The sequence below is a fragment of the Alistipes sp. 56_sp_Nov_56_25 genome, from assembly GCF_001915285.1.
GTDB classification, from domain to species: domain Bacteria; phylum Bacteroidota; class Bacteroidia; order Bacteroidales; family Rikenellaceae; genus Alistipes; species Alistipes shahii.
In genome coordinates, this window is the sequence record NZ_MNQF01000065.1 from 33,858 (window position 1) to 59,192 (window position 25,335).

The 25,335-nt window shown below is 61.8% G+C and carries 16 protein-coding genes and 2 pseudogenes; 6 read left to right on the forward strand and 12 right to left on the reverse strand.

The features are described 5' to 3' along the window. The first annotated feature begins 2 nt into the window (after window positions 1–2). Both BHV64_RS12185 and BHV64_RS12190 read left to right on the forward strand, forming a co-directional pair. Window positions 3–3,101, forward strand: a complete 3,099-nt coding sequence (locus tag BHV64_RS12185) for an efflux RND transporter permease subunit (RefSeq protein WP_118406320.1) — start codon at window positions 3–5, stop codon at window positions 3,099–3,101. Next, the gene (locus BHV64_RS12190; RefSeq protein ID WP_022061616.1) at window positions 3,098–4,495 is read left to right on the forward strand and encodes an efflux transporter outer membrane subunit; all 1,398 of its coding nucleotides are present in this window, start codon (window positions 3,098–3,100) and stop codon (window positions 4,493–4,495) included. Before BHV64_RS12185 ends, BHV64_RS12190 begins: the two co-directional genes overlap by 4 nt. Before the next feature lie 10 nt (window positions 4,496–4,505). Here the strand turns inward: BHV64_RS12190 and BHV64_RS12195 are convergent, their stop codons facing one another. The 11 genes and pseudogenes from BHV64_RS12195 to BHV64_RS12240 form a co-directional block, all read right to left on the reverse strand. Further along, on the reverse strand, window positions 4,506–5,084 hold the full coding sequence (locus tag BHV64_RS12195; RefSeq protein WP_138266349.1) for a Crp/Fnr family transcriptional regulator: 579 nt from the start codon (window positions 5,082–5,084) through the stop codon (window positions 4,506–4,508). Window positions 5,085–5,168: 84 nt separating this feature from the next. Continuing rightward, window positions 5,169–6,521 carry an MATE family efflux transporter gene (locus BHV64_RS12200; protein WP_015546194.1) on the reverse strand — a complete coding sequence of 451 codons (1,353 nt, stop codon included), beginning with the start codon at window positions 6,519–6,521 and terminating at the stop codon, window positions 5,169–5,171. Between the two features lie 104 nt (window positions 6,522–6,625). Next, window positions 6,626–8,032, reverse strand: coding sequence for an aldo/keto reductase (locus BHV64_RS12205; RefSeq protein WP_288116105.1), 1,407 nt, complete (start codon window positions 8,030–8,032; stop codon window positions 6,626–6,628). 13 nt (window positions 8,033–8,045) lie between these two features. Beyond that, window positions 8,046–8,672, reverse strand: a pseudogene (locus BHV64_RS13350) (4Fe-4S dicluster domain-containing protein); the annotation flags it as partial. A gap of 65 nt (window positions 8,673–8,737) precedes the next feature. Then, window positions 8,738–9,548: pseudogene (locus tag BHV64_RS13355) on the reverse strand (4Fe-4S binding protein); the annotation flags it as partial. 151 nt (window positions 9,549–9,699) lie between these two features. Beyond that, window positions 9,700–10,542, reverse strand: a complete 843-nt coding sequence (locus BHV64_RS12215) for an aldo/keto reductase (RefSeq protein WP_015546198.1) — start codon at window positions 10,540–10,542, stop codon at window positions 9,700–9,702. Between the two features lie 14 nt (window positions 10,543–10,556). Continuing rightward, complete coding sequence (locus BHV64_RS12220; protein WP_195285060.1) at window positions 10,557–11,828, reverse strand: cupin domain-containing carboxymuconolactone decarboxylase family protein; 1,272 nt, start codon at window positions 11,826–11,828, stop codon at window positions 10,557–10,559. Window positions 11,829–12,062: 234 nt separating this feature from the next. Beyond that, on the reverse strand, window positions 12,063–12,809 hold the full coding sequence (gene gpmA, locus BHV64_RS12225; RefSeq protein ID WP_015546199.1) for a 2,3-diphosphoglycerate-dependent phosphoglycerate mutase: 747 nt from the start codon (window positions 12,807–12,809) through the stop codon (window positions 12,063–12,065). Next, entirely contained in the window at window positions 12,806–13,828 is a 1,023-nt protein-coding gene (locus tag BHV64_RS12230) for a 2-hydroxyacid dehydrogenase (RefSeq protein ID WP_217727525.1), read from the reverse strand. Before BHV64_RS12230 ends, gpmA begins: the two co-directional genes overlap by 4 nt. A 44-nt stretch (window positions 13,829–13,872) precedes the next feature. Next, the gene (locus BHV64_RS12235) at window positions 13,873–14,925 is read right to left on the reverse strand and encodes a class I fructose-bisphosphate aldolase (RefSeq protein ID WP_015546201.1); all 1,053 of its coding nucleotides are present in this window, start codon (window positions 14,923–14,925) and stop codon (window positions 13,873–13,875) included. A 305-nt stretch (window positions 14,926–15,230) separates the two neighbouring features. Continuing rightward, window positions 15,231–16,079: an AraC family transcriptional regulator gene (locus BHV64_RS12240; protein WP_149886049.1), complete on the reverse strand. Its 849-nt coding sequence runs from the start codon at window positions 16,077–16,079 to the stop codon at window positions 15,231–15,233. 163 nt (window positions 16,080–16,242) lie between these two features. Here BHV64_RS12240 and BHV64_RS12245 point away from each other — a divergent pair, with 163 nt between their 5' ends. The 4 genes from BHV64_RS12245 to BHV64_RS12260 are packed head-to-tail and all read left to right on the forward strand — an operon-like array spanning window position 16,243 to window position 22,562. Next, complete coding sequence (locus BHV64_RS12245; protein ID WP_217727526.1) at window positions 16,243–17,418, forward strand: efflux RND transporter periplasmic adaptor subunit; 1,176 nt, start codon at window positions 16,243–16,245, stop codon at window positions 17,416–17,418. A 3-nt stretch (window positions 17,419–17,421) separates the two neighbouring features. Next, window positions 17,422–20,607, forward strand: a complete 3,186-nt coding sequence (locus tag BHV64_RS12250; RefSeq protein WP_217727527.1) for an efflux RND transporter permease subunit — start codon at window positions 17,422–17,424, stop codon at window positions 20,605–20,607. Window positions 20,608–20,610: 3 nt separating this feature from the next. After that, window positions 20,611–21,981 carry a TolC family protein gene (locus tag BHV64_RS12255; RefSeq protein WP_195580134.1) on the forward strand — a complete coding sequence of 457 codons (1,371 nt, stop codon included), beginning with the start codon at window positions 20,611–20,613 and terminating at the stop codon, window positions 21,979–21,981. Beyond that, the gene (locus tag BHV64_RS12260) at window positions 21,981–22,562 is read left to right on the forward strand and encodes a TetR/AcrR family transcriptional regulator (protein ID WP_288116106.1); all 582 of its coding nucleotides are present in this window, start codon (window positions 21,981–21,983) and stop codon (window positions 22,560–22,562) included. Before BHV64_RS12255 ends, BHV64_RS12260 begins: the two co-directional genes overlap by 1 nt. A gap of 279 nt (window positions 22,563–22,841) precedes the next feature. On the opposite strand, the gene BHV64_RS12265 is transcribed toward BHV64_RS12260, so the two are convergent. After that, complete coding sequence (locus tag BHV64_RS12265) at window positions 22,842–25,214, reverse strand: LruC domain-containing protein (RefSeq protein ID WP_288116107.1); 2,373 nt, start codon at window positions 25,212–25,214, stop codon at window positions 22,842–22,844. Between the last annotated feature and the right edge of the window lie 121 nt (window positions 25,215–25,335).

Sequence of the window (25,335 nt, forward strand, 5' to 3'; positions counted from 1 at the left end):
CCATGAAATCGGATTTCTTTATCGACCGGCCCGTGTTTTCAACCGTCCTGTCGGTGGTCATCGTGATCGTCGGCCTGTTAGGACTGGTGATGCTCCCCGTGGACCAGTATCCGCGCATCGTGCCCCCGGTGGTCAAGATCTCGGCCTCCTATCCGGGAGCCAGCGCCCAGACCGTGACGCAGGCCGTGGCGACGCCCATCGAACAGGAGCTGAACGGAACCCCCGGCATGCTCTACATGGAGTCGACGAGCAGCAACTCGGGAGGTTTCTCCGCCACCGTGACCTTCGACATCGACACGGACGCCGACCTGGCGGCCGTCGAGATTCAGAACCGCGTGAAGCAGGCCGAGGCGCGCCTCCCGGCCGAAGTCATCCAGAACGGCATCTCGGTCGAAAAGCAGGCTTCGAGCCGGCTGATGACCATCACGCTGCTGTCGAACGACCCCAAGTTCGACGAAATATACCTCTCGAACTACGCCACGCTCAACGTGCTGGACATGTTGCGCCGCGTGAAGGGCGTCGGCAGCGTCTCGAACGTCGGCAGCCGCTACTACGCCATGCAGATATGGGTGCAGCCCGACCGGCTGGCCAACCTCGGGCTGACGGTGCAGGACCTGCAAAAGGCCCTCAAGGACCAGAACCGCGAATCGGCGGCGGGCGTACTGGGCCAGCAGCCCGTCACGGACCTCGACGTCACGATCCCGATCACCGCCCGCGGACGCCTTTCGTCGGTGGGCGAATTCGAGGAGATCGTCGTCCGCGCCAACCCCGACGGATCGCTCATCCGCCTGCGCGACGTGGCGCGCATCTCGCTCGAAGCCTCGTCGTACAGCACCGAGAGCGGCATCAACGGCGGCAATGCGGCCGTGATGAACATCAACATGCTGCCGGGCGCCAACGCCATGGAGGTGGCGCGCTCGGTGCGCGAGACGATGGAGGAGATCAGCCGCAGCTTCCCCGAAGGCATCTCCTACAAGATACCGTTCGACATGACCTCCTACATCTCGCAGTCGATCAGGGAGGTCTACCACACACTGTTCGAAGCCCTGCTGCTGGTGATCCTCGTGGTTTTCCTCTCGCTGCAAAACTGGCGCGCGACGCTCATCCCGACCATCGCCGTGCCGATCTCGCTGATCGGTACGTTCGGCGTGATGCTGGCATTCGGATTCTCGCTCAACATGATGACCCTGCTGGGCCTGATCCTGGCCATCGGCATCGTCGTGGACGACGCCATCGTGGTGGTGGAGGCCGTCGAGCGCATTATGAACGAGGAGGGGCTATCGCCCTACGAAGCCACGAAAAAGGCCATGAGCGGACTGGGCAGCGCCATCATCGCCACATCGCTGGTGCTGTGCGCCGTGTTCGTTCCCGTGAGCTTCCTTTCGGGCATCACCGGCCAGCTCTACCGCCAGTTCACCATCACGATCGCCGTGTCGGTGCTGATCTCGACGTTCGTGGCCCTGACCCTCTCGCCGGCCCTCTGCGCCCTGATCCTGCGTCCCGATTCGGGCAAGCGGAAAAACCGCCTCTTCCGCCGCATCAACATCTGGCTGGGCAGCGGAACGAAGTTCTACGAGCGGATGATCCGCGGCGGCGTGCGCCACTCGAAACGCATGCTGGCGCTGTTCGGACTGACTCTCGTGGCGCTGTGGGCGCTCAACAAGATCGTGCCCCAGAGCTTCATGCCGCAGGAGGACCAGGGCTATTTCACCGTCGAGCTGGAACTTCCGGAAGGAGCCACGCTCGAACGCACGCGCCGCGTGACAGACCGCGCCATGAAGTACCTGATGTCGCTCGAAGACGTGGAATATGTGCTCAACGTCACCGGATCAAGCCCCCGCGTGGGCACCAACCAGTCACGCAGCCAGTTGACGGTGATCCTCAAACCGTGGGAGGAGCGCAAAAGTTCGAACATCCGCCGGCTGATGAACGACATCCGCGAGGAGATGCGCCGTTATCCCGAAAGCAAGGTCTACCTCTCGACGCCGCCCGTCATTCCGGGACTGGGCGCCTCGGGCGGGTTCGAAATGGTGCTCGAAGCCCGCGGCAACGCCTCGTACGGCGACCTTCAGCGGGCCGTGGACACGCTGCTGCACTACGCCTCGAAGCGCAAGGAGCTGACGGGACTCTCGTCGTCGATGCAGAGCGACATCCCGCAGCTCTATTTCGACGTGGACCGCGACAAGGCCCAGATGCTCGGCGTCCCGATGGCCGACATCTTCTCGACGATGAAGACCTTCACCGGATCGGTCTACGTCAACGACTTCAACATGTTCAACCGCATCTACCGCGTCTATATCCAGGCCGAAGCCCCGTACCGGGCGCAGCGGGAAAACCTCGGGCTGTTCTTCGTCCGGGGCGCCGACAAGGCGATGATTCCCATCACGGCGCTCGGCACGACCTCCTACACCACGGGACCGGGCACGATCCGCCGCTTCAACATGTTCAACGCGGCGACCATCTCGGGCGAGGCGGCGCAGGGATACAGTTCGGGGCAGGCCATGGCCATACTCGAACAGATCGCACGCCGCCACCTGCCGTCGACGATCGGCGTCGAGTGGAGCGGACTTTCCTATCAGGAAAAGCACGTCAGCGGCCAGACGGGCTACGTGCTGGCGCTGGCCTTCCTCTTCGTCTTCCTGTTCCTCGCGGCGCAGTACGAGAGCTGGCTGATCCCCGTGGCGGTGATCCTCTCGCTGCCGATCGCCGGCATCGGCGCCTACCTGGGCAACTGGGCCTGCGGACTGGAGAACAACATCTATTTCCAGATCGGACTGGTGATGCTGGTGGGTCTGGTGGCCAAGAACGCCATCCTGATCGTCGAGTTCGCCAAGGACGAGGTCGAAAAGGGCCGCGACATCCTCACGGCCGTCATCCTGGCCGCGCGCCTGCGCTTCCGGCCCATCGTCATGACCTCGCTGGCCTTTATCCTCGGCATGCTGCCGCTGGTCTTCGCCAGCGGACCCGGGTCGGCCAGCCGCCAGGGCATCGGCACGGGCGTTTTCTTCGGCATGCTCGTGGCGATCACCGTGGGCATCGTCTTCGTACCGCTCTTCTTCGTCTGGGTTTACAAACTGAAAGAAAAATGGACAACACGATGAAACGAAGCGCAACATATCTCCTCGGAGTGCTTCTGCTGCTCGCGGCGGGAAGCTGCTCCGTGCAGAAGAAGTGCAAGGCTCCGCAGCTCGACATGCCCGCGGAGATCGTCGCCGGGCAGAGCGACACGCTGACGCTGAGCGACCGGAAGTGGTGGGAGGTCTACACCGACACGACGCTCTGCCGGCTGATCGGCCGCACGCTCGACCGCAACCGCAACATGCTCTCGGCCGAGGCGCGCATCCGCCAGCTGGAGGAGCTTTACCGCGTAAGCAAGGCGGCCCGGCTGCCGTCGCTGGGCGGGCTGGCCGCTGCCGACTACGAGACCAACGACTACTACGGCGAAGCGCACAAGGGCGACGCCGAGTTCGACGTGAAAGCCACCTTGAGCTGGGAGGCCGACCTGTGGGGCAACCTGCGCTGGGCCAAGCGCAAGGGCGCGGCCGAATACCTCGCCTCGGTCGAGGCGGCGCGCGCCATGCAGATGACGCTCGTGGCGGAGGTCGCCACGGCCTACTTCGAGCTGGTGGCTCTGGACCACGAACTGGGCGTCGTACGCCGCACGGTGGAGACCCGCGAGGAGAGCGTGCGTCAGGCGAAACTGCGTTTCGAAGGAGGACTGACCTCCGAAACGGCCTACCAGCAGGCGAAGGTCGAGCTGGCGAGCGCCTCGGCGCTGATTCCCGACCTCGAACTGCGCATCGCCCAGAAGGAGAACCAGATTTCGGTGCTCGCGGGCGACTATCCCTCGCGCGTGGCGCGCTCGAAGATGGACATGAACGTCCGGATGCCCGACTCGCTGCCCGTGGGCCTTCCTTCGACGCTGCTGCAACGCCGTCCCGACGTGCGGCAGGCCGAGCAGAACCTCAAGGCGGCGATGGCCTCGGCGGGCATGGCCTATGCCGACCGGTTCCCGCGGCTGACGATCTCGCTGACGGGAGGGCTCGAAAACGACGCGCTCAAGGGACTGATCAATTCGCCCTTCTCCTACGCCGCCGGCAACCTCACCGCGCCGCTGTTCGCCTTCGGATCGAAGCGTGCGAAATACCGCGCGGCGCTGGCGGCCTACGACCAGGCGCGGCTGGCCTACGAACAGAAAGTGCTGGAGGTTTTCCGCGAAGTGAACGACGCCGTGACGGCCTACCGCAACATGCGCAGGACGGCCGAACTGAAATTCAACCTCAAGGAGGCGGCCCGGCAATACGTCGTGCTGGCCAAATTGCAGTATATCAACGGCGTGATCCGCTACATCGACGTGCTCGACGCCCAGCGGAAGTTCTTCGACGCACAGGTCGAGGAGAGCAAGGCGGTGCGCAACGAGCACCTCGCGCTCGTGGGGTTGTACAAGGCCCTCGGGGGCGGGTGGCAGCCGTCGGATGCCGAAAAAAAGGGTTGACCGGAAATGGTCAACCCTTTTTCTTCCCCAGTTTGGCCCGGATGCGGCTCAACGACTGCGGCGTGATCCAGAGGTAGGAGGCGATGTGCTTCAGCGGCACGTATTGCAGCAGTTCGGGGCTTTCCTCCATCAGCGTCCGGTAGCGCTCCTCGGCCCGCGGAGCGCCGCCCGAGAGCATCCAGTTTTCGAGCGCCAGGAACTGCTCCTCGAAAAGCCTCCTCCCGAAATTGGCCGCTCCGGCCGATCGGGCGAAAAAGGCCTCCAGGTCGGCTTTGGAGATGCCGTAAAGTTCAGCGTCGCACATCGCCTCGATGGAGATTTTCGAAACCTCGTTGCCCACGTAGCCCCACGTCGAAAAGAGCGCCTCGCCCTCGCCGGCGAACCAGACCGAGACATCCGCGCCGTCGTCGAGATAGTGCCCCAGCCAGATGCCGCGGCTCACGACGTAGAAACCGGAATTCCGCTCGCCCTGACGGACGACGCACTCCCCCTTGCGGAACACGCGCCGTTCCATCAGCCCGATCAGCCGCAGGCAGTCCGCCGCGGGCAGGTTGTATTTCCTGCTGAATTTCTCGATAAACGCCTCCATGCCTTACAGGTTTGAGGCCGTAAAGATAGCACAAAAAACAAATTTCCGGCTTCGTTTCAGCGGCAAAGCCACGCTGCGACCCTCCTAAAACGCACTTTTTAAGCGGGTCCGCCCGTAAATCGCCGCAACGACCGCGAAGGTGAGCGCCTCGGCCAGCGGCACGGCCAGCCAGATGCCCTCCACACCCAACAGCAGGGGCAGGCCGAAGAAACACGCCGCCATGAAGACGAATCCCCGCAGGACGGTCACGGCCATCGCCGGACGGGGCCGCTCGACGCTCTGGAAATAGCCGATCGAGACGATGTTCACCGCAAAGAAAACGAATCCCGAAGCGAACAACGGAAGCCCCCGGACGGCAATCGCACAGGCGGGGCAGGAGCTGTCGATGAACATGGCCACGATCCAGCGGCTGAACAGCGCCGTAAGGCCGAAGAACCCCAGTCCGGCCGCCACGGCCGTCAGGAGCGCCAACCGGAAGGCCTTGCGCACGCGCGCGCCGTTTCCCGCACCGAAATTGTAGCTCAAAATCGGCTGGGCCGACTGCCCGATGGCGTTGTAGACCATGAAGATGATCGGGAAGAAATAGCAGGCGATGCTGAACGCCGCCACGCCGTCCTCGCCCAGATAGCGGATGAAAACGTAGTTCCCGGCGAACATCATCATGGCGATGGCCCCCTCGCAGAGGAAGGTCGAAAGCCCCAGCCGGCACATGTAGCCCACATTGCGGAGGGTCAGGCGCATGCTCTTGCGGCTCGTCTTCACACGGCACAGGCGCACGACGTTGCGGCGGCGTCCCAAGTAGCCGAGGATCATCCCCGCACCCACGATATAACCGAGGCTCGTGGCCAGCGCCGCGCCCGTCATGCCCCAGCCGAGGATGAAGATGAAAACGTAGTCCAGCACGATGTTGATGACCGCCGGAACGGCGTTGCAAAGCATCGCGTAGTTGGGCGACCCGTCGAGCCGGATGAAGAACATGCCCGAGCTTAACAGCGCGCTGAAGGGCAGGAACGGCGCGAACCAGTGCATGTACTCCACGGCCAGCGGAAGGAGCCGTTCGGAGCTGCCCAGCAGCAGGGCCACCTCACGGGCGCAGGAAGTGATCAGGAAGCTGTACGCCGCCAGAAGGAGCGACGACACCGCAACGGCCTGCGTGACGTTGATGCGCGCCGCCTTGACCTTCCCCTGCGCAAGGTGGATCGACGCCACGACCGACGCCCCGACGCCGAACATCAGTCCGACGCCCGTGCTGATGAGGAACAGCGGCGCGGTGATGTTGACGGCGGCCAGCGCGTCGCTGCCGATGCCGCGTCCCACGAAAATCCCGTCGGTGATCACGAAAACAGCCGAGAAAACCATTCCCAGAACGGTGGGGATCAGCAGTTTCCGAAAAAGCTTCGGAATCTCCATGCTGCCGAAATCAATACTGTCTTTCATCGCATTCGTTTTTTGGAGTGCAAAGATACTCGCTTCCGGCCGGGCGAAAGTTAACATTTGGTAAAAAAAGCCCCTCCTTATCAGAGGGGCCTCGCAAGCCGGAATCAGAGCGTACCCTGCTTGAGCTGCTCGACGAAACGGTCGATGCGCCGCAGCTGCTGCGGAATCTTGATCGACTGCGGGCAGTGCGACACGCACTGGTTGCAGCCGATGCAATGGCTCGCCTGCCGGAGTTTGGGAACCGAGCGGTCGTAACCGATGAGGAACGCCCGGCGGGCCTCCCGGTAGCCGGGGTCCTGCCGGTCCTTGGGCACATTGCCTTCGTTCTCGCAGCGGTTGTAGTGGGCGAAGATCGCCGGGATGTCCAGCCCATAGGGGCAGGGCATGCAGTACTGGCACTCGGTGCAGGGCACGGTGGGGTATTTGAGCATCAGCTGCGCGGTATCTTCGAGCAACGCCAGTTCCTCGCCGGTGCAGGGTTCGAGCGGCGAATAGGTGCGGATATTGTCCTGAAGGTGCTCCATGTAGGTCATGCCGCTCAACACAGTCAGCACTCCGGGCCAGGAACCCGCGTAGCGGAAGGCCCACGAAGCGGTGCTCTCGGTCGGACGGCGCTCCTTGAGCCGTTCGACCAGATGGTCGTTCAGCCGCGAAAGGCGCCCGCCGAGCAGCGGCTCCATGATCACGGCCGGGATGCCGCGCTTCTCCAGCTCGCCGTAGAGATATTCGGCATTGACGTTTCTGTCCGAAGCATGCTTCCAGTCGACGTAGTTCATCTGGATCTGGACGAAATCCCACCGCGCCTCGCCGCTGTCGTGCATGGCCAGCAGGTGGTCGAAGACCTTCTGATCGCCGTGGAACGACCACCCGAGGTTGCGGATGCGCCCGGCCTCGCGCTCGCGCAGCAGAAAGTCGAGCACGCCGCAGTCGATAAAACGTTCGTTGAACGTCTCGATGCCCTTGTCGCCGCCCACAGCGTGCAGCAGATAGTAATCCAGATAATCCGTTTGCAAGTCGCGAAGCGACCGCCGGTACATCTCCTCCGAATCCTTGAATATCCGAGCGGGAGACATTCCCCGCCCTGCCATACGGTGATTGGACATCTTCGTGGCGATGAACACCTTCTCGCGCGGATGGCGTTTGAGGGCGATACCCGTCGATTTTTCGGAAAAGCCCTGTATGTAGACGGGGGCCGTGTCGAAATAGTTGACCCCGTGGGCGATGGCATAATCGACCAGCTCGTTGACGGCCTCCTGGTCGATCGGGTTGCCGTCGGCCGCCGGCGACTCCAGCAGGGGCCAGCGCATGCAGCCGTAGCCCAGCAGCGACACGCGGTCGCCCGTCGAGGGGCAGGTCCGGAAGGTCATCCGATCGGTCGGGACCTCACCCGCGGCGGCAGCGCTCGGCGCCGTACCTTTCGTCTTACAGCCGTAAAGCCCAGCCGTTGCGGCGGCCGCGCCGACACCGAACGTTTTGAGGAATTTCCGGCGGTCTATCTTTTTCTTCTCCATTTTTTTCTTGCGTTTAGACGATTCTGTGGCGCGAATGGCCTTCGACATAAATGGCGCTGAACGGACGCGCCGGACAGAGATTCTCGCAGGCCCCGCAGCCGATGCAGCGTTCTTCGTTCACGGCGGGGATGCGCGGCGACTTGGGGTCGTCGGGGTCCCGGCGCACCATCTTGATCGCTCCGGCGGGACAATGGCGCGCACAGTTGTTGCAGCTGACGCCGTCGGTATTGACCACGCAATTCTCCGCAATCCACACCGCATGGCCGATCTGGATCGACGATTTCCCGGCGAGGTCGGTCAGGCGGATGGCGCCCGTGGGGCACACCTCGGCGCACTTCGTGCACTCCGGACGGCAGTATCCGCGCTCGAACGACATTTCGGGCTGCATGAGGGTCATCAGCTTGCCCGACGGACGCAACACCTGATTGGGACACACCGAAACACACAACTGGCATCCCGTGCAATGGGCGTTGAAGTGCCGCAGGCTCTGCGCTCCGGGCGGAACGACGGGCGTGGCACGGTTCGGAATCTTCTTGTCGACGATCACCGCCAGCCCGCCGTCGACCTTCTTCTCCTGCGCCCGGAGCGCGGAGTAGGCCACGATGTCCGCCAGGCCGAGGAACCGGCGGCGCGAAGCGTCGGAAGGCGTCTTTGCGGCGTCGGCCGCCGGTCTCTGCGGCGCGGGAGCCGGGTCCGGTTTCCGCCGCCGCAGCGTATAGGTGATGGCCCCCTGGCGGCAGTTTTCGAGGCAGTCCATACAGGCCACGCAACGGCTGTAATCAATTTTATGCGCCGCAGGGTCGATACACGACGCCTTGCAGTTGCGGGCGCAGAGCTTGCATCCGTTGCACTTCGAGGTGTCGAAACGCGGTTTGAACAGCGAGTAGCGGGCGAGGAATCCCAGCACCGTGCCCACCGGACAGATCGTATTACAATAGGTGCGGCCGCTGCGCCACGCAAGAACAAACAGCACGGCGAACGTCACGACGGCAACAAGCAGCGTGGAGAGGCTCTTCATCCAGACGTCGACCGAATAGAAGGCGTAGCTGTCCATGCGCCCGGCGATGTATGCCAGCAGGTTGTTGCCCCACGCGTAGACCGGGGCCAGCAGGTTCGAGGCGATGCGGCCGTAGGCGCTGTAAGGCGCGAGCAGCGAACCGACACCCGCCAGCATCGCGGCGACGAACACGACGAGCATCCCCCGGCGCAGCCAGGTGAGGGCGGGGGAGTACGCGAAGCGGTTCCGGTGCTTTCTGCGCTTCCCGGAGGCCCACGAAACGATGTCCTGCATCACCCCCAGCGGGCAGATGACCGAACAGTACACGCGGCCGAAAAGAAGCGTCAGGATCACCAGGAACGCCACGACGCCGACATTCAGGGCCAGCAGGGCGGGCAGGAACTGGATTTTCGCCATCCAGCCGAACCACGCGTGAAGCGTTCCGGTAAAATCGAGGAACAGCAGCGTCGTCAGCACGAAGAAAAAGGCCGCGGCCGCAATTCTGATTTTTCGTAACATAGATTCAAGTCTGAATCAAGTGAATTTATTTCGGAACTCATGTCGTCTCGGACCGTCGCCGTGGCCGCCGGGCCGCCCGAGACGGGGGTTTGGAGGTGGACCGGATTCGGGAGCGACGCCACCGGCGGCGAACAGGGCCAGCGGATTGATTTCAATGCAAATTACTCAACCATTCAACCGTTTCGGGATCGCGGTGATCCAGAAAACTGCTCTCCGGACGGTCCAGCGAGGCGATCACGGCCATGTCCTCGGCGTCGAGCGCGAAGCCGAACACGTCGAAATTCTCCGCGATACGCTCCGCATGCACCGACTTGGGAATGCAGACCACACCGCGCTGAATCAGCCAGCGCAGCACCACCTGCGCCACCGTCTTTTTGTACCGGGCAGCGACCGCCAGCAGGACTTCGTTCGAGAACAGCCCGTTCTTGCCCTCGGCGAAAGGCGCCCACGACTCGATCTGCACGCCCTTCGTGCGCATGAACTCCGCGGCGGCGGTCTGCTGGTGGAACGGATGGGTTTCGACCTGATTGACCGCCGGCGCGACCTCGTTGTGCAGAATCAGGTCCTGAAGGCGGTCGGGGTAGAAGTTCGACACACCGATGGCGCGGATGCGGCCCTCGCGGTAAAGCTCCTCCATGGCGCGCCACGAACCGTAGACGTCGCCGTAAGGCTGGTGGATCAGATAGAGGTCCAGATAGTCCAGCCCCAGCTTCGACATCGACTCCTCGAACGCCTTTCTGGCAGGCTCATAACCCGCGTCGCTGATCCACAGTTTCGTGGTGATGAACAGCTCTTCGCGGGGAACGCCGCTGCGACGGACGGCACGTCCCACGGCCTCCTCGTTGCCATAGGCCGCGGCGGTGTCGATCGAACGGTAACCGATCTTCAGGGCGTCGCCGACCGCCCGTTCGCAAACCTCCGGGTCCGAAATCTGATAAACGCCGAAGCCGAGGACCGGCATTTCGACGCCGTTGTTCAATTTTACGTATTCCATACCTCACTACTTTTTTATTTTTCCGGCAAAACTTCGTTCAGGCACGCAATGCCGTTCAGCGTGCGGGGATAACCGATATAGGGCAGCAACTGGGTCACGACGGCCAGCAGGGTGGCCTTGTCGTTGCCTATGTTCGCATTTCCGGCGATGTGGCCCTTCACCTGCGATTCGCAGCCCCCGAGCGAGACGAGCATCGAGAAGGTCAGCAGCTCGCGCATCTTCACGTCCAGGCCTCCGCGGGTCAGGAAATCGCCGAAGCAGTTGTCCGACAGGTAACGTTGGATGTGCTTCTGGTTCGCGGGGGCCGCCTCGCGCATCCCGTCGATACGCTCCGCGCCGAAAATCGACCGCTGCACCGCCAGCCCCTTTTCGAAGCGGTCCGCGGACGAGGTCGTCGACTGCCCCGCAAGCGGCAGCGTCACGCCGCGCGCCTCCAGCACCTCGTTGGTAATCCCTACGAAGTCGGCGACCTTCGCCATGCCGACGTAGGGAACGGCCTGATAAAGCGTCTCCTTCACCTCGACGGGCGTCACTCCGGCGTTCAGCGCGCCTTCGAGCGTCGTCCGGTAGGCGGTCCGGCCCTGCGAGGCGATGTTCGAGGCCAGGATGCACAGCATGCGCGTCCGCGTGTCGAGCTGGCCGTAGGCGGTCACTTCGCCGAGCGCAAAGTTACCAAAAATTTCAAATAATTCGGGGTCCGCATCCCCAAGTTCCGGTATTCCGCCCGGAAACAATTCGGCCAGGCGGCGTCGGGCGTCTTCGCCCAGGCGGGAGGCCGGAGCCGGGACGGAAGCCGTCGCTGCCGCATATTGCGCGTCGTCGACCGGTTCGAGCCATGTGTTCTCGTTGGTCGCGGGATTGCACGCGACGGCCAGATGCGAGAACCAGCTGTCGGGAGCCGCGCCGTGCCAGTGGACCACGTCGGGCGCGATCTCCACGATGTCGCCCGGAAGCAACGCCCGGGCCGGACGGCCCTTCTCCTGATAATAGCCCCGGCCCCCGACGGCTATCAGGAGCTGGCCGCCCGTATGGCTGTGCCAGTTGTTGCGGCATCCGGGCGAAAAGGTGACGTTCGACACGGGCGCGTTCAGCCGCTTGTCGTCCGTCAGCGGAGCGAGCCAGGCCTGCCCGACAAAGTACTTCGAAAACTGTTCCGGCAGTTTGTCGCCCACGGGAAACGGGCTGACTTTTTTCGGTATTTCCATATTTTGAGCATTTAAGGATTGCAGGATTCCGCCCGAAAAAAGGGCTGCGGCGGTTAGGGCCGCGAAGAGGATTCGTTTCATCGGTTCAAAAGAATGGTTTCACGATGCAAAAATAGGGTATTTCGCGCAACGGTTCCGTACCCCGATTACGGTTCGGCATACCATTATTACGGAGCGGCGTCATTTTCGGTCGGGTGAAGACCGTCTGCACGCAAAACCGGTTCTGCGCCCCAGACACAGAACCGGATCAAAAACGGATCGGCAGACGACTGCCTCCGAAACCGGCGTCTCGCACACCGGAAGTGAGGGGGGGGGTCAGCCCCGCCGGCCCTGATTGGCGACGGCCTCCATCAGGGAGGCGATCTCGGCCGGGTCGCCCAGGAAATAGTCCTTCACACAGCCCAACCCCTCGTCGAATTCGAAGACGTAGGGCACGGCAGTCGGAAGGTTGAACTCCGAAATGGCCTCGTCCGAAATCCCTTTCAGGTTCTTGATGATGCCCCGCAGGCTGTTGCCGTGAGCCACCACCAGCAGTTCGTCGTGGCGGGCCAGCGCCGGGAGTATCTCGCACTCCCAGTAGGGCATCGTGCGGGCCACGGTGTCTTTCAACGACTCGGTGCGGGGCAGCGCGGCGTCGGGAATCCCGGCGTAACGGGGATCGAAGCGCGGATTGCGGGGATCGTCCTCCGGAAGCGGCGCGGGGGCCACGTCGTAGCTGCGGCGCCAGACGTACACCTGCTCGTCACCGTATTTTTCGGCCGTATCGCGTTTGTTCAATCCCTGAAGCATGCCGTAGTGCTTCTCGTTGAGCCGCCAGGTCTTCGTCACCGGAATCCAGTCCCGGTCCATCCTGTCGAGCACGACGTCGAGGGTCTTCACGGCCCGTTTCAGATAGGAGGTATAGGCGCGGCCGAAATGAAAACCCTCCTTGCGGAGCGTCTCCCCGGCTTTGACGGCCTCGGCGACGCCCTTCTCGCTCAAATCCACATCGGTCCACCCCGTGAACCGGTTTTCCCTGTTCCAGACGCTCTCGCCGTGGCGGAGCAAAACGATCTTTTTCATAACTGTCCGACTGCGTTTTCCGGTTCGGCGCGCACCTCGTTCTCCAGACGCCGGCATTCGCTGAAGTCCTTGATGTTCTGCATCGTGGTGCGTGCTATATTATCCACTGCTTCACGTGTGAAGAAGCCCTGATGCGAGGTGACGATCACGTTGTTGAACGACAGCAGGCGCGCCAGCACGTCGTCGTCCATGATGCGGTCGGAAGTGTCCTCGTAGAAGTACCCGGCCTCCTCCTCGTATACGTCCAGTCCGGCAGCGCCGATCTTCTTCTCTTTCAGTCCGTCGATCAGCGCCTCGGTATGGATCAGCTGACCGCGGCCCGTGTTGATGAGGATCACGCCCGGTTTCATGCGCGAAATGGCCGCGTCGCCGATCATGTAGCGCGTCCGGTCGGTCAGCGGACAGTGGAGCGAAACGATGTCCGCACGGGCGTAAAGCTCGTCGAGCGGCACGTAGGTGATGCCCGCCTCCGCGGCGTACTGCGGATCGGGAAACAGATCGTTGGCCACGACCTCCATGCCGAACCCCTTGAGAATGCGGATCAGCTCGCGGGCGATCCTGCCCGTGCCGACGATCCCTGCGGTCTTGCCGTACATGTCGAAGCCCATCAGCCCGTGGAGCGAGAAGTTGCCGTCGCGCGTGCGCCAGTAGGCGCGGTGTATCTTGCGGTTGAGCGCCAGCATCAGCGCCACGGCGTGTTCCGCCACGGCGTGCGGCGAATAGGCCGGAACCCGCACCACGGGAATCCCGTAACGGGCCGCGGCGTTCAGGTCGACGTTGTTGAAGCCCGCACAGCGCAGCGCGATCAGCTTCACGCCCATCCCGGCCAACTGGCGGATGGTCCCGGCGTCGGCCGTGTCGTTGACGAAGATGCAGACCGCATCGGAACCCTGCGCAAGGGCCACGTTATTGGCGTTCAGGTGGCTGCGGTGGTAGCAGATGTCGAACCCGTAGGTGTCGCGGATGCGGTCGAACGACTCCCGGTCGTAGGGCTGCGTGCCGAATAGCGTTATTTTCATAGTTGCACTTTTTTAATATAAAAACGTCTTCGGGGACCCGGATATTATGCGATGGTCACTTCATCGTCGAGGTAAACGTCCTGAATGGCGTGCAGCAGGGCGATGCCGTCCTTCATCGGACGCTGGAAGGCCTTGCGGCCGCTGATAAGCCCCATGCCCCCGGCGCGCTTGTTGATCACGGCCGTCGTGACGGCCTCCTGCAAGTCCGAGGCCCCGCGCGACTCGCCGCCCGAGTTGATCAGGCCCACGCGGCCCATATAGCCGTTGGCCACCTGATAGCGGCAGAGGTCGATGGGGTGGTCCGAAGTCAGCTCGGTGTAGACCTTGTCGCTGGTCTTGCCGAAGCCGACGGCCCGGAAACCGCCGTTGTTCGACGGGAGTTTCTGTTTCACGATGTCGGCCTTGATCGTCACACCGAGGTGGTCGGCCTGCCCCGTGAGATCGGCCGAAGCGTGGTAGTCGGCACCCTCCTTCCTGAAACCCTCGTTGCGCAGGTAGCACCACAGGATCGTCGCCATGCCCAGTTCGTGCGCCAGGTCGAACGCGCGGGCGATCTCGACCAGCTGCCGGCGGCTCTCCGGCGAACCGAAGTAAATCGTGGCCCCGACGGCTGCGGCGCCCATGTTCCAGGCATCGCGCACCGTGCCGAACAACACCTGGTCGTAGGTGTTGGGGTAGGACAGCAGCTCGTTGTGGTTGATTTTGACGATGAAGGGAATTTTGTGCGCGTATTTGCGCGCCACGGCTCCCAGCACGCCGAAAGTCGAGGCGACGGCATTGCAGCCGCCCTCGACGGCGAGTCTGACGATGTTTTCCGGATCGAAATAGGCGGGGTTCGGGGCGAACGAAGCCCCCGCGGAGTGCTCGATGCCCTGATCCACGGGCAGGATCGAGACATAGCCCGTGCCGCCCAGCCGTCCGTTGGAGAGAATCCATTGCAGACTGCCCAGCGTACGGACGCTGCGGTCGGATTCGGCCCAGATGCGGTCCACGGTGTCGGGTCCCGGCAGGTACAACGACTTTTTGTCGATGGTGCGGCATACGTGGGAGAGGTAGTAGCCGGCCTGCTCCCCTAAAATTTCAACTGTCTTGCTCATAATCGCTGTGTTTTTGGTCATTTTACGAATCCCGTGCAATTCCGGGTCCAATCAGGTCCCGTTTACGGCCTAAAAGTTACCGAAAAATCCGGGAGGTTGTTCCCGGCGCGGGAGGCGGAGCGCGGATTCGGACCGAATGGTACAGAGGTAGGACAGAAATGCGAAGCGGGCGCGCCCGTTCAGGGCATGCGGCGAGGCCCGTTCAAAGCGTTCCGGCTGCTGCGGGCCGGACTACGCAGGGACACAAACCGTCCCGGACGCAGAATTTACCGCCCGGAGCGGACAAAAGTCCGAAACCCGGATACCTATTTTTTGTTGTTGCGGTACTCGGTGGGCGATTCCCCCGCGTGCTTCTTGAAAAAACGCCCGAGGTAGGACTGGTCGGGAAACCGGAGCCGGTAGGCGATCTCCTGCACCGAAAGGTCGGTCGACTGGAGCATCATCTTGATCTCCAGCATCACCGAACGGTCGATGAACTCCTTGGCCGAACTGTGCGCCACGCTGCGCACGATGGTCGACAGGTAACGGGTCGAAATGCAGAGTTTGTCGGCGTAAAACGACACTTCGCGCTCCTGGGCGCAATGCTCGTGCACGAGAGCGACGAAACGGTGGAACAGCTCCGACTGCCGCGTGGTCGTCTCCGGCACGCGGTGCTGCCGGGCTGCGAAACGCTGCATCTTGTCGTAACTCTCCAGCAGCAGATTCTGCAAACGGTTCTTGATGATCGTATTGCGGAACACGTTGCCGCGGTCGCGGTAGGTGTAGGCCGCCATCTGGAGCCAGATCGAAGCCCCCTCGACGATCCGCTGGGGCGGATGGGAGATCGGACGCTCGCGCAGGGCGTGGAAAAACGAAGGGTCCATCCGGAAGGCCGCCTCGGAAAAGAGATCCAGCGAAAACGAGCAGTAGGCCGCCCTGAAATCCTCCGTGCGGTCGGTGAGCATGAAGATAGATCCGGGCAGCAGCAGCACCATCGTATTGCGGCGCACCTGCCCCTGGTACTGGTTGACGGTGGCGTCGGCGCTGCCACTGCGACAGAAGAGAATCGCACCTCCTTCCACACGGCAGGCGTAATTGCCGAAAAAGGCGAAATCGGATTCGCCCACAACAAATTGCTCCTCGGGAGTAGTGATTAGCGGATTGACCTGTGGCATACAATTCTTTTTTCGAACAAAAATAATGAAATTTTCGATAAATGTTCCATTTTTATTCCGAAAAGTACCAATTCTGTTCGCAATAAAGGGTACATTGATACCGTTTTTAAAATACTTTTGCACCTGAAAAAGTTTTTTAGTCCAATCAGTTAAAGGAATTGTTATGAAGCAAACATTTGTGAAAGCTGCCGTTTTGGCATGCTGCATGGCGGCCGTCGGATGCAAACAGGCTCCGATGACAATGGGCCCCGGCGAATACGCCGTAATGACCATCGCCACCACCGACCGGGAAATCCCGAGCAACTACTCGGCGACGATCCGCGGCCGTCAGGACATCGCAATCTATCCGCAGGTTTCGGGAACGATCTCACAGCTCTGCGTCAACGAAGGTCAGAAAGTCGCCAAGGGACAGACCCTTTTCATCATCGACCAGGTTCCCTACAAAGCCGCCTTGCAGACCGCCGAGGCCAACGTCGAGGCCGCCAAAGCCGGCGTAGCCACCGCACAGCTCACCTACGACAGCAAGAAGGAGCTTTTCGCCCGCAACGTCGTTTCGCAGTTCGACCTCTCGACGGCCAACAACAACCTGCTGACAGCCAAGGCCCAGCTCGCACAGGCCGAGGCACAGCGCGTGAACGCCGCCAACAACCTCTCCTACACGGTCGTGAAGGCTCCGACCGACGGCGTGGTGGGAACGCTGCCGTACCGCGTCGGCGCGCTGGTGAGCGCTTCGATCCCGCAGCCGCTGACCACCGTATCGGACAACTCGGAGATGTACGTCTACTTCTCGATGACCGAAAACCAGCTCCTGGCCCTGACACGCCAGTACGGCTCGATCGCCGAAACGCTCAAGAGCATGCCGGGCGTACAGTTGCAGCTCAGCGACGGTTCGACCTACGACCAGACGGGCCGCGTGGAGTCGATCAGCGGCGTCATCGACACCTCGACGGGCAGCGTGTCGCTGCGCGCGGCGTTCCCCAACCCGAACGGGCTGCTGCACAGCGGCGGCGCGGGCAACGTCATCCTGCCGAGCATCTACAAGGATTGTATCGCCGTTCCGCAGGCCGCGACGTTCGAACTCCAGGACAAAGTATATGTATATAAAGTGGTGGACGGCAAGGCCGCTTCGGCGATGATCGACGTCGAGAAGATCTCGAACGGCCGCGAGTATATAGCACGCGCGGGACTCGTGCCGGGCGATGTGATCGTTGCCGAAGGCGTGGGTCTGCTGCGCGAAGGCACGCCCATCGTTCCGAAGGGCCAGGCCGCAGCAGCCGCTGCCGCAGCTCCCGCAACCGACGAGTCCGCCGCTCAAACCCAAACCGAGAAGGAGGAATAACCTATGACACTCAAGCATTTCATAGAACGACCCGTATTGGCGTCGGTCATATCAATTGTAATCGTAATCGCCGGTCTGATCGGTCTGGCGACACTGCCCGTCGAGCAGTATCCCGACATCGCGCCCCCGACGGTCATGGTGCGCGCCTCCTATCCGGGAGCCAGCGCCGAAACGATTCAGAAGTCGGTCATCGTACCGCTCGAACAGGCCATCAACGGTGTGGAGGACATGACCTACATGACCTCCAGCGCAGCCGTCGGCAGCGCCTCCGTGACGATCTATTTCCGCCAGGGAACCAACGCCGACATGGCGGCCGTCAACGTGCAGAACAAAGTGTCACGCGCCACCGGCCAGCTTCCTTCCGAGGTCACGCAGATCGGTGTGACGACCATGAAACGCCAGACCTCGATGGTCAAGATCTTCTCGCTGTACAGCCCCGACGACTCCTACGACGAGACCTTCCTGTCGAACTACCTGAAGATCAACGTCGAGCCGCGTATCCAGCGTATCCGCGGCGTCGGCGAGGTGTTCACCCTCGGCGCCGACTACTCGATGCGCGTCTGGCTGAAACCCGACGTAATGGCCCAGTACAAGCTCATCCCGTCGGACGTGACGGCGGCGCTGGCCGAACAGAACATCGAGTCGGCGACCGGTACGCTGGGCGAGAACTCCCAGAACACATTCCAGTACACGATGAAATACCGCGGACGCCACCAGACGCCCGAAGAGTTCGGTGAAATCGTGCTGCTCTCGAAGCCCGACGGCACGCTCCTACGTCTGAAGGACATCGCCGACATCGAACTGGGCAGCGAATCCTACGCTTACAAAGGTTACACCAACGGCCATCCGGGCGTCAGCACGATGATCTTCCAGACGGCCGGTTCGAACGCCACGCAGGTCGTGAACGACGTCAACGCCCTGCTCGACGAAGTGCAGGCCGAACTGCCGAAAGGCATCGCCGTCGCACACCTCCAGAGCGTGAACGACTTCCTCTACGCCTCGATGAAAGAGGTGGTCAAGACCCTGTTCGAGGCCATCCTCCTCGTGATCCTGGTCGTGTACGTCTTCCTGCAGGACATCCGCTCGACGCTCATCCCCACGGTGTCGATTCTCGTGGCGCTGATCGGAACCTTCGGCTTCCTCGCATTCGCCGGATTCTCGATCAACCTGCTGACCCTCTTCGCGCTGGTTCTTGCGATCGGTACGGTCGTCGACGACGCCATCATCGTCGTCGAAGCCGTGCAGGCACGCTTCGACGCGGGCTACAAATCCTCCTACATGGCGACCATCGACGCCATGTCGGGTATCACGTCGGCCATCGTGACCTCGACGCTGGTCTTCATGGCCGTGTTCATCCCCGTCGCCATGATGGGCGGAACGTCGGGCGTCTTCTACACGCAGTTCGGTATCACGATGGCCGTGGCCGTGGGTCTTTCGGCCGTCAACGCCCTTACGCTGTCGCCGGCGCTCTGCGCCATGATCCTGAAGCCGTACCTCGACGAGAACGGCGAGATGCGCGACAACTTCGCGGCGCGTTTCCGCAAGGCCTTCAACACGGCATTCGGAGCCTTGGTCAACAAGTACAAGCACGGCGTGATGCTCTTCATCAAGCACAAGTGGCTGATGTGGTCGACGCTCGGCCTGACCATCGCGGCGCTGGTTCTGCTGATGAACACCACCAAGACGGGTCTGGTTCCCGACGAGGACCAGGGTACGATCATGGTCAACGTCACCACGGCCCCGGGTTCCTCGCTCGCCGAGACCCACAAGGTCATGGAGCAGGTTTCGCAGCGCATCAACGGCATTCCGCAGATTCGCGACTACATGCAGGTGGCCGGTTACGGCATGATCGCCGGACAGGGTTCGTCGTACGGTATGGCCATCATCAAACTCAAGGACTGGGACGAGCGTCCGAACAAGGAGGATGACGTGAACGCCGTCATCGGCCAGATTTACGGCCGCACCGCCGACATCAAGGACGCACAGATCTTCGCCGTGGCTCCGCCGATGATCTCGGGTTACGGAACCTCGACCGGTTTCTCCATGCACCTGCAGGACAAGACCGGCGGCGACCTGACCGAATTCTACAATATTTACCTGCAATTCATCGGCGCGCTGAACCAGCGTCCGGAGATCGCCCGCGCATACTCGACCTTCAACATCAACTTCCCGCAGTACATGGTGGACATCGACGCGGCGAAGGCCAAGCGTGCCGGCATATCGCCGACCTCGATCCTCTCGACGCTGGCAGGCTACTACGGCGGCCAGTACGTTTCGAACATCAACCGGTTCTCGAAAATGTACTATGTGACGATGCAGGCCGATCCGAAATACCGTCTCGACACCGAGTCGCTCAACAACGTCTACGTGCGTTCGAGCAGCGGCGAGATGGCTCCCCTGGGCCAGTTCGTGAACCTGACGAGGGTTTACAGCTCCGAGGTGCTGAACCGCTTCAACATGTACAGTTCGATCGCCGTGAACGGTACGGCCGCCGACGGTTATTCGTCGGGCGACGCCATCCGGGCCATTCAGGAAACGGCCGCGCAGGTGCTTCCGAAGGGCTACGGTTACGAGTTCGACGGCATCACGCGCGAGGAGGCCCAGACGGGCAGCAACACGGTCATCATCTTCGGTATCTGTATCCTGCTGATCTACCTCATCCTGAGCGCGCTGTACGAGAGTTTCCTCATTCCGTTCGCCGTCATTCTGTCGGTTCCGTGCGGTCTGATGGGTTCGTTCCTGCTCGCCAAGATAATGGGACTGGAGAACAACATCTACCTCCAGACGGGTATCATCATGCTGATCGGTCTGTTGTCGAAAACGGCCATCCTGATCACGGAGTACGCCGCCGACCGCCGCGCCGCGGGCATGAGCCTCTCGCAGGCCGCCGTGTCGGCCGCCAAAGCCCGTCTGCGTCCCATTCTGATGACCGTCCTCACCTGCGTGTTCGGTATGATCCCGCTGGTGCTCTCGCACGGCGTAGGCGCAAACGGCAACTCGACCCTCGGTGCAGGTGTCATCGGCGGTATGATCGTAGGTACGCTGGCGCTGCTGTTCCTCGTGCCGACGCTGTTCATCGTCTTCCAGACGTTGCAGGAGAAAGTCAAGCCCCTGGAATTCGATCCCGATCCGCAGTGGGCCGTGCGCGCCGAACTGGAAGAGTGTAAAAACGAGAAAGAGGAGGAGTAACACATGAAAAAGATCCTGATTATATGCGCCGCGGCGGCGCTGACCGGCTGCGGCATCTACAAACCCTATACCCGTCCCGAGGTGACGACCGCAGGGCTGTACGGATCGGCGGAGACCGCCGACACGACCACCCTGGGCGACATCCGCTGGCAGGAAATGTTCACCGATCCCCAGTTGCAGGCGCTTATCGCGCTTGCGCTGGAGAACAACACCGACCTGCTGTCGGCAGGCTGGCGCGTGAAGGAGGCCGAGGCGACACTTAAATCGGCGCGTCTGGCCTACCTGCCGTCGTTCAACTTCGCCCCGCAGGGCAGCTTGAGCAGCTTCGACGGCGGACCGACGGCGAAAACCTATTCGATTCCCGTGACGGCCAGCTGGCAGATCGACATCTTCAACGGACTGACCAACGCCAAGCGCAAGGCCAAGGCGCTCTACGCCCAGAGCAAGGAGTACGAGCAGGCCGTGAAGACGCAGCTGATCTCGGGCGTGGCCAATCTCTACTACACGCTGCTGATGCTCGACAGCCAGTACGAGGTGACGGAGGAGACGGCCGCCAAATGGCGCCAGAGCGTCGAGGCGATGCGCGCCCTGAAAGAGGCGGGCTACGCCAACGAGGCCGGAGTGGCCCAGTACGAGGCCAACACGCTGGCCATCGAGGCATCGCTGCACGACCTGGGCTACCAGCGTACGCAGGCCGAGAATTCGCTCTGCTCGCTGCTGGGAGAGGTTCCGCACACCATCGCACGCGGACGTCTCGAAAACCAGCAGCTGCCCGACGACCTGACGGTCGGCGTACCCCTGCTGATGCTTTCGAACCGTCCCGACGTACGTTCGGCCGAGTATTCGCTCATGCAGTCGTACTACGCCACGGCGAGCGCCCGTTCGGCCCTCTATCCCTCGATCACGCTGAGCGGCACAGTGGGCTGGACCAACAACAGCGGCGCAGGCATCGTCAATCCCGGCAAGCTGATCTGGAACGCCGCAGGATCGCTCCTGCAACCGATCTTCAACGCCAACGCCAACCGTGCCCGCGTGAAGATCGCCAAGGCGCAGCAGGAGGAATCGAAGCTGTCGTTCCAGCAGACGCTGCTCAACGCAGGCGCCGAGGTCAACAACGCCCTCACGCAGTGCCAGTCGGCCCGCGCCAAGGCGGACCTCCGCGTGCGGCAGATCGAAGCGCTGGAGCGCGCCGTGGAGTCGACCGAACTGCTGATGCAGCACGGCTCGACCACCTACCTCGAAGTGCTGACCGCACAGCAATCGCTGCTTTCGGCACAGCTGTCGCAGATCGCAGACCGTTTCGACGAAATCCAGGGAACCGTGAACCTCTACCAGGCTCTCGGCGGCGGACGTGACATTACGGAGGAAAAATAATGAAACGGGGAGTGACCAAAGAGGAGATCATCCACGCTACGCAGGAGCTTATCGCCCGGAACGGCATCCGTGCCGTCCGGGTCGATGAGATCGCGCAGACGCTGGGAATCTCGAAACGCACCCTGTACGAAATGTTCACCGACAAGAATGACCTCGTAAGCGCATGCCTCGACGCCATGAGCCACCAGCAGCGGGAACGCATCGTCGCCTGCCGCAAACGGCGCGGCGGCAATCCGCTGCAAAAGGTGCTCTGGCTGACGAACGAATACATCGACAACCTCTATACGGTAGACCACCGTTTCCTGTCGGACATCAGCCGCAAGATCATCTTCGCGGAGCACTACGACGAGCACCGGGAATTCTGGCGCAGGGAACTGACCGACTACCTCGAAACCTGCCGCCAGGAACAGCTTCTGCTGCCCGAAATCGACGCCCCGGCATTTGCCGAACAGTTGATGAACACGATCCTCGACCTGCGCCTGAACGGCACGGTCCGCGAGGAACTCCGGCTCTTCTGCCGGACGATACTCCGCGGCGCGGGGACCCGGAAGGGCATCGAACTGATCGACCGCAAACCGTGAGTTTCGCAATACGCCTGTAAAAAAGCCCCGCAGCCGAACTGCGGGGCTTTTTTACGCCCGGAAACGACATGGCCGCCGGACGCCCGAGGCCCGCAGACCTCTGCGAAGCGAAGCCGCGGGTTCCCGCGGAGTTTCAAAGCCTGCGGTCCCCGGGCCTGCGGAAGCCCCGCACGGCCCGGCCGTCCTCGATACCCGCGCAGCCCTCGGTCCGCCGGCATCTTCCGGATGCGAAAAAGGCTGCGAATCGTTCGCAGCCTCTTCCCATAACAGGTCGTTTTCTCAATAGATCCTACCGGCATCGGCGCTCTCCAGATACCACTCCGCGTGCTCCGCGCCGTTGGACGAGGCCCATGCCATGAAGTATTCGTAGACGCCGCGGATGTCGTTCGTCTCGGCAGGGTAGCGGAACTCGCCCGGAATCATCAGCGCCCACATCATGTAGTTGTTCTTGGTCTGGTCGCCCTCCGTCACGAAGAACTTGTAGGGATCCGAAGGCAGGAACGAACCCTTGCCGATAATCCCCGAAGCGGTCGGCGCATAGCCCGGCATGTGAATCTCGCTGGTGCGCTGCTTCGGCGCGATGAAGAAATTCATCTCCGAATCCAGTACCGAGGCGATGTCCACCGGCTGCGAGAAGGTCACCGTCGTGGTGTGTTTCCGGATTGCGGCGGCGGGCTGTCCCTTCCAGGTGTTCGAGGCACTCAACAGCTCCTCCGTCCTGTTGAAGAACGGAATCACGGCACAGGGGCTGTCGGCGTCAAGTCCCCGCGAAGCGAACGCACCGCTGCCGAAGCCCTCGTGCGACGAGACGACGCCGGCCACGTCCGACGTCTGCACCTTGTCCATCTGCACAGCTCCGGCGATGTCGTAGGTGGTTCCCGCAGCACGCAGTTCCCAGTTGATCGTAAGAGCCGAGACCTTGCCGCCGTCCTTCGACATCATACGGTCGATACGGCTCACGATGACCACGTCGTTCATGTCGTAATCGCCCAGCCACGGCCAGTTGTCCTCGAAGCAATAAGTATAGGTATGTCCGGGAACGTTCGCATACTCGTCGGGTTCCGGCTCCGGATCAGGATTTACGGGGTCCTTGCCGCCGTTGCAGCCGTTTTCTGCGATGATCGTCGTCTGCGACGCCGACATCACGGCTCCGTCGGTCAGATAATCCTTCCGGATCGTGTAATCCTTATCCCGGTCGTTGTCATAAACGACCTCGATCGCTCCCGAGAAATAGGTTTCATGCCCTTTGCGGGTATACGCCTTCTCCGAAATCAGGACCACGGCCCTTGGATCGGCGTCGCCGGTAAACGCGAATCTGTTCCCGCCGCCCTTTTCGTCGGCGTTGTACTCCTCCATCGTGAAGATCGCGCCTCGGGCCATCGACACGTTCGTATTGTTGAATTCGACCCTTCCGGCATCGAGTCCGGCATTCGCGCTGAAATTGAACTCCGCCCCCTGGGCCTCCAGCTCGTTCACCGAAGTGTGGCAGTTCACCCAGATCGTACCGCGGGCGGTCATCTCTTCGATCGAAGCCCGGCCGCGCTGGTAAATGGCCGTACTGCGCTCCAACTCGCACTCGTCGTTCACGACGAGCAGGGCGTTCTCGCAGTTGTGGAACTCGCCGTCGGAATTGATTTTCAGATCGTCGACCGTAACGGCGCCGTCGTTGTAGATCCGCGCGGAGTTAGAAACCTTCATCTCGTCGGTCACGGTCAGCACGCCCGTCGCCGTGTTGTAGACAGTCAGACCGTTATTCATGTCGAGGCTGCCATCGACCGTCAACGTACCGTTGTTTACGATGCATTTGCCGCTGACATTGGGTTTCCCGACGGACAGCTTGCCATCGGCAAAGACGTAGACCGCAGCCCCGTCGGCGGCGGAAGGCTGAATTTTCAGGGTCCCGATCTTCACCTCGCCGCCCGGCAATACAGCCAGTTTGGCCCGTCCGATGTTGAGCGACGAAAGCGTCAGTTTGCCGGCGACATAGAGGATCGGGGCCTGATAGGGGCTGAACCCGCCGTTGAGATCCAATTTGCCCGCAACCTCCGCCCCGGCAGGGATCAGGTATTCGGGAGCGGCGTAAAAAGCCCAACTGGCTCCCAGCTGGTAGCTCTTGCCGCTCTCGATCGCAGTGATCACGGCTTTGGAATCGAACGACGCCGCATCAGGCGCCTCCATTTTCGGATAATCGGGCATCGAACTCCCGACCCGGGCGTTCGCCGCCAGACGCATCTTCGGCGCAGCGGCAGCCTTCATCGAAGCGCCCGTCACGGCTACCGTGCCGTGCGCCCCGACCATCTTCACCGACTTCGTGCCGTCGGGCAGGGTGGTCTGGACATAGAGGTTTTCGGTCCCGGCGTTCAGTGTGAACGCCGACCGGAAAGGCATAGCGGATTTCGCCACGCCCCGGGCCGCCAGATTCTCCGCCGAAAGGATCGGCGAGGAGTAAATGCGGATCACGGCATAGGGTGGCGTCGCGCCTTCCACGACAGGCGTCGACACCGAAACGGTCACGTTCCGGGTCGTTTTCCAGTCGAAATCGGCGGGAACAGCCCCCGGCACAACCGGACTGTCAGGGCTTCCGCCCAGATCCTTCTGACAGGAGGAAGCGACAACAGCCACCGCCATCAAAGCCGTGCAAAGTTTTTTCATATCGTAATTTTCTAAATGTGTGATGCATTCTGTCTTCGCGACAAATACTAAGTATAATTTTCTCAACTACAAAATTCCGCTCATTTATATGACAAAAAAAGCCCGTTTTTTTACGCAAAAC